Origin of the sequence: Nguyenibacter vanlangensis, assembly GCF_013376155.1 — a bacterium.
Taxonomy (GTDB): Bacteria; Pseudomonadota; Alphaproteobacteria; order Acetobacterales; family Acetobacteraceae; genus Gluconacetobacter; species Gluconacetobacter vanlangensis.
The window spans coordinates 1-564 of the sequence record NZ_JABXXP010001226.1; the positions used below are offsets into that span (position 1 = coordinate 1).

General features: G+C 71.8%; 1 protein-coding gene. It reads right to left on the reverse strand.

The window, feature by feature from the left end; genetic code table 11:
- Positions 1 to 96 precede the first annotated feature (96 nt).
- Positions 97 to 477, reverse strand: coding sequence for a DUF488 domain-containing protein (locus HUK84_RS22270; protein WP_176642053.1), 381 nt, complete (start codon positions 475 to 477; stop codon positions 97 to 99).
- Positions 478 to 564: the final 87 nt, after the last annotated feature.

Here is a 564-nt window from a genome sequence, read left to right on the forward strand (position 1 = left end):
CGGCTGCTGGTCGAGGCCGGAATACGGCGCCTGTCGATGGGCGTCGCGCGCCTGGCGCCGGTGCGGACGTGTTTCGCCACCGGACTGCCCTGACCGTCAGCCGCCTCGCGCCCGTTTCAGATATGCGGCCAGATACGCGGCCAGCACGATTGCCTGGTTATGCGCGGGATCATGGGCGGCATAAAGCAGCGTGACCGGGCCCGCCGCGACCTGCCGCATCAATTCCGCGACGGCGGCCGGGTTGGCGTCCAGTTCCGCGCGATAGCGCCGCGCGAACGCCGCCCATTTCGCCGGATCATGCCCGAACCACGCGCGCAGTTCGGCCGACGGCGCGACCTCCTTCAGCCACAGCGTCAGGCCGGCGCGGGCCTTGCTGATCCCCCGCGGCCACAGCCGGTCCACCAGGATGCGCGCCCCGTCATCGGGGGCGGGCGGGTCGTAGATCCGCCTGACGCGGATGGCGTGCTGCGTTTTCATCCTGACCGCTGATGACGCGCAAGATCCGGATTCGGTTGCTCCGGCGCGCGGCGACCCCGCCACCGGGCAACCGGGGCTCGGCGCCGG

Coding starts and splice junctions, on each gene's coding strand:
- HUK84_RS22270 (WP_176642053.1), bottom strand. CDS start 477: ATGAAAACGCAGCACGCCATCCGCGTCAGGCGGATCTACGACCCGCCC.